Raw genomic sequence first — 5230 nt, forward strand, 5'->3', positions numbered from 1 at the left:
GAAAACATAGTCAGAAACAGTGTGTTAAGCAATTCAACTCATCAGCGTATTCTTTCTCATTAAGAATACATATCTTCATCACAGCTTCCTGTATCTGATACTTTGGTTTCTTTGCCATTATAATTTCACCCATAACCCTCTTCAGAGCTGAGAAGAATATCTCCACCCTCCATCTTTTCCCGTACTGCCTCTCTCTCATCCATGATTCAATTCCAATCCTCTTGATTTCCCTGACAACTTTTCTTTATGGAGAATGTGATAGGGATCTTGCATTACTGCGTGGAAGAATTACTGCATCCATTGTAAATACATGAAGTTCTTCCTGCTATCGTACCCCTTGTCAGCGTATTGTTGATATATTCCCTATGATCGGGCTTAGGACTTTTCTGAATTCCTTTGTATCAGGCCTATGTTCCTTATTGTTAAGGAGATGACATTCATCCTCTTATATTGCAACATGCATCTTTATCCAACCCTTCCTACTGACATTCCATCTTTTGGAAAAACAATCACTCCTCTGCATGAATTTCAATCAGATGACTCAATTATCACTGTTTTATTGAAAGATGCGTTGATCTCATTAATAATTGATATTAGAATACCCCTTATGCGCTGGAATATTGGGACGTAGCTCAATGGCCTGAACTTGCCTGTAAGTTCTGAAAGTTTCCTGACGAATCCTTCCAGTTCCCTGAATGGAACATTCCATATCTCTCTGACATTAGATATGAATTTGAATAATTTCTGAGGTATTCATCTTCTACATATCATTCTCCCTCTTCAGATCATCATTCCATGAATTCAGGAATGATGTATCCATTAGCACATCTATCCTACTTACAAGAGAAGTGTTGTACTTTCTCCAAACTATTTTATCATTCCTTTCTATGTTTCCATCGGAGGTGTTTGTGTTTGACATAGAACATCAAACACCTCTTCAGAAATCACATCATAACCTTTTTCTGAAAGAAATTAAGAATTGCTTAACACGCTACATAAGAGCGATATATTTAAATATTAGAAATATCATACTATCAATTAGCCTTTGATTAGGGAAAAGCCAAAGAAAGGGAGAGATGAAAAATATGAATAAAAAAACGATAGCAGCTATGGTGGTTATTGTGGTTATGATAATGAGCGTACTGACTCTGACGAACGTGGCAGTTTCAGCTTCACAAGGAGTAAATTCTAACACAGGAACATCATCTACTGGTTATAGTGTGTGGGTCCAAAATTCTATGACCCACGTATTTGAAAACAGTTCATCTACAGGAACTACTAGTGCAATCCTTTATGGTGCTGGTAATGAGTACGTAGATTTTCAGCTGGTTATAACGTCCAGTATTAATCTTATAAATGTTTATGCTAAAGCGTCTAATCTACTAAGCACAAACGGGAATGTAATAAATGCAAGTAATATTCAAATGTATCTTGAGAAATATATAAAAGTTACAAATGTATCTGTAAATGGTCCATACAGTTATCTAACTTCTCCACCCGAAACTTATTGGCCTGATCCATTACCTCAATTATATCCTTTTAATGTAACTCCAAATGTTAACGCTCCTATTTGGGTTGATATTTTTATACCTCAGTCTACCCCTCAAGGTGTTTATAATGGAATTATTACGGTAACAACATCGAACGCCGGATCAGAAAATATTTCGATATCTTTGACTGTCTTTGGATTTAGTATACCTTACGCAAATACCTACCCTGTAGTGGCAGGGATGGGTGTTACTATGAATTCTTTAAAGTACTGGGGGTTAAATACTTCTAGTCTATGGGATTATTATGAAGTTGCCAACGCTACATATTGGTTCCTGATTAACCATAGAATTGTACCTTATAACCCTCCATTTGGTATTTGGTATGCAGGTTGGCCTATTAAAAATGTGAGTGAATCCTACTTTTTTAATAATCCAAGAGTTACAAATTTTATTTTCCCGATTACCTATAATAAGACGATAGATGAAGAAAATTTGCAATATGTTATCTCTAATGGGTGGCTTTCAAAGGCATATACCTATACTAATGATGAGCCGGCACTATCAGATTACATTGGGTTATATTCATATAACGAAAATATTACAAGGGAAGCGTCATATGTACATTCATTAGACCCCGCATTGAATTTTATGCAAACCGGATATACTTTACCTACTACTGGACCTTTGTTTAATAATATCACTACTTTTGATTTTCATATAGAAAGATTTGCAAGTAATTCTTCTTGGGTTTCATACTATCAAAATCGTGGGAAAAGCGTATGGTGGTATAGTTGCATTACGCCACAATACCCATTGCCGGAGTTTGATTTAGATTCATATTTAGCTAGCGAAGTAGCTATAAGCTTGGCGCAATATTTATATGGAGTAAATGGTATGCTATACTTTTCGGTCGGCGCGGACTTTGAATGGGGACAAAATCCTTGGATAAATCCGTGGGAAGGTTTTAATTACGATCCTGCTAATCTAGATGGTACACTTATATATCCTGGCGGATCAGTTTACAACCCAGCTGGAAATCCTTATGCTCCTGTCGGTTCTATTAGGCTAGATAATTTAAGAGACGGAATTCAAGATTATGAGATGCTATACGTTCTTAATAGTTCTCTTTCAAATGTGGAAAATCAATATGGCTGGAAGAACATTAATAATAAGCAAATCATAGATAATTTAATAACTATAGCAGTCAAAAGTTTAACAAATTACTCTTTGAATTATTATAGTTACCAAACATTAATAAAAAATGTGGCTGAATATATCGAAGAATTAAATTCACCAGTACCACTTATAGTGTTATCTCAATATGGAAATTATAATACTACAATTTTTAACAATATACACAAAGAATGGATTGCGGGATATACCGTTCCAGGTGCTTATGTTACAATAAATGGAATACCTGTCGGAGCAAATTCTAATGGATATTTCAATGCATCGATTCCCCTGAATTCAGGACTTAATACCATTCTAGTTACTTCAAATTATAATGGTGAAATTACTACTAGAAATGTAGTATTAAACGTGGAAACACCAAAACCACAATTTATATTACCGCAGACATTTTCAATTACACCAACTAGTATTGGGTCAGAATTAAATATGTCTTTAAATCAATCTTTATTCGCTAATCATTTAATTTATGAGGGAAACGCTACTAATAATAACGGGAGCATACCATTAGCTCATATATCTATGTATATGACATATAATTCTAGTGACGTATTTTTACTCGTAAATTACACGTCACTAAGCAATAAATATGTTCCGAGCCCATATATATACGTCTATTTGGCACCTTATCTTTCTAATCCTAATTATGATCGTTCATTTGGAATATTATGGCCTAGTAATATATCTGGCTACGGTATTATTACCGATAAAAACGGAATGGATGTATGGGGTTACGGCTGGATTTCTCATCCTTTATATTCGACCCAAAAAACTTTGGATAATAAGACAATAATAGCAGAATTTACAATACCCTATAAATCCTTAAATGTGACTTTACCTTTTATAGCTGTAGAATCAGAACCGCCCACCCCTCCATATGCTATTCCAGAAATAGGTAATTATTGGGGCATTAACGTAGAGGGAACCGGCAGTCTTTATCCAACATATGGAGACTGGTTTTATGAAGGTGGAAATTCTCATAGATTAGATTATGTCGTATTTGATCCAACTGAGGGTATGCCTTCCATTAATGCTTCTATGTCATCATCAATGAGTGTTTTGGCTGGAGGCTCTAGTTCCATTGTATCTTTAACAGTAACATCAAATGGTAATCCAATACCATTTGCAAATGTAACTCTGTCATCATCGCTAGGCGGCACATTTTCAAATATTGTTTATGACGGAAATGGTATCTATCAAGCCCTTTATGAAGCACCATATTTGTTGACAACAGAATCAGGTACAATCACAGCCGTTATAAAAGCGAATGGGTACACATCACAAACTATTTCTACACCGGTAAAAGTATACCCTTCGCCATTGTACACGGGAATATTGACGGGCACTGTTAACCCATCCAATGCAACGTTGATTATAAATGGAAGTGTTATTCCACATATCAATTCTACTTTCAATGATATATTACCTGTAGGATCTTACGTAATATCTGCGTATGCGCCTGGATATCAATCATATGTTTCCCAGATATACATTAAAGCGAATGGTAGTACAAATATAAACATAACTCTCGTTCCATTAATTACACAAACGGTTATTAATAATATAATGCAAATACAAAATCAATTAAATACGATAGAAACTCAGATTACACAATCGCTCAGCTCTAATATTACCCAGATAAAGTCACAGTTATATTACATAGAATCTGAGATAACTTACTTAAATGAAACATATCATATAAATACTACTAATTTACAAACCCAAATTAAAAATATAGAGAATCACCTGAATAATTTACAAACCACTCAAACTCATCAAGGAAATGAAGTTAATATAAACTACTTGTTGGGAATAACTGCCCTGATAGCTGCTTTACTTGCATTAATTTTAAGTATTACAGCATACCGTCGCAAACCACCAAAGCTAACACAGGGAAATAATGCCAATGATGCACGAAAAGACAAATAATTTTTCCTTTTTTTATTTATTTGGCTAAATCTAGAAGCGTATGTCTACTGATTTGTTTATAGCATTTTGAAATAAGCTAAAAATAATCAAGGTGTGAGTTCATGCCCCAGAAATTGATGAAAAAAGGAGCCTAGAATATAGGAACCATTGTGGCATTTAAAAAATAGGGGGTGGGCTGGTGGCGATAATTCAGGATTATTTGATTTAAATGTGGAGAAAGTCTTAGGCGATTGAAAGATCTACCACGCGACAAGAGAGGCTATCTCTAACGCTTTCGACGAGCCAATATTGACCAAGACAGAAGATATTGAGATATCAAAAAATAGTCAGGGAACTAACCATAAAAGACGAGGAACAGTCTTCCAGGATGTATTCACTGCGAGAAATTTACAGGTCCGGCCCAGATAAAAAAATACCAGGGCTTCCCAAGCTTTTTGAGATCATAAAAACCGAAGCAAGGGAAGGAAAGATAAGTAATGAAACAGCAAAGACTGCGATATCTCAATTGGAAAATATCAATTCCAAGAACACGCTCAAGACAGTTTACATTCTTCGAGATTTCAAGACACAGTGGCATAATCGTGTCCTGGATCTTCGAAAGGAAGACTTATTGAATACCGATG

At 35.1% G+C, this 5230-nt stretch carries 4 protein-coding genes; 2 read left to right on the forward strand and 2 right to left on the reverse strand.

Translation table 11 applies throughout. From position 1 onward, the window contains the following. Positions 1-10: 10 nt before the first annotated feature. Positions 11-199 (reverse strand): hypothetical protein, encoded by a 189-nt coding sequence (locus QW128_09070; protein ID MEM3833716.1) that lies wholly within the window; start codon positions 197-199, stop codon positions 11-13. Between the two features lie 561 nt (positions 200-760). Beyond that, positions 761-919: a hypothetical protein gene (locus QW128_09075; protein ID MEM3833717.1), complete on the reverse strand. Its 159-nt coding sequence runs from the start codon at positions 917-919 to the stop codon at positions 761-763. Between the two features lie 166 nt (positions 920-1085). Between QW128_09075 and QW128_09080 the strand changes: the two genes are divergently transcribed. Next, positions 1086-4607: a DUF4091 domain-containing protein gene (locus tag QW128_09080; GenBank protein ID MEM3833718.1), complete on the forward strand. Its 3522-nt coding sequence runs from the start codon at positions 1086-1088 to the stop codon at positions 4605-4607. Between the two features lie 307 nt (positions 4608-4914). Continuing rightward, on the forward strand, positions 4915-5230 hold a 316-nt coding region (locus tag QW128_09085; protein ID MEM3833719.1), incomplete at its 3' end, for a hypothetical protein.

The organism is Thermoprotei archaeon (assembly GCA_038881895.1).
Classification (GTDB): domain Archaea; phylum Thermoproteota; class Thermoprotei; order Gearchaeales; family WAQG01; genus JAVZOV01.

What these genes read in the sequence shown, in the direction of transcription:
- QW128_09070 (MEM3833716.1), bottom strand. Translation starts at nt 199, where the DNA reads ATGAGAGAGAGGCAGTACGGGAAAAGATGGAGGGTGGAGATATTCTTC.
- QW128_09075 (MEM3833717.1), bottom strand. Translation starts at nt 919, where the DNA reads ATGTCAAACACAAACACCTCCGATGGAAACATAGAAAGGAATGATAAA.
- QW128_09080 (MEM3833718.1), top strand. Translation starts at nt 1,086, where the DNA reads ATGAATAAAAAAACGATAGCAGCTATGGTGGTTATTGTGGTTATGATA.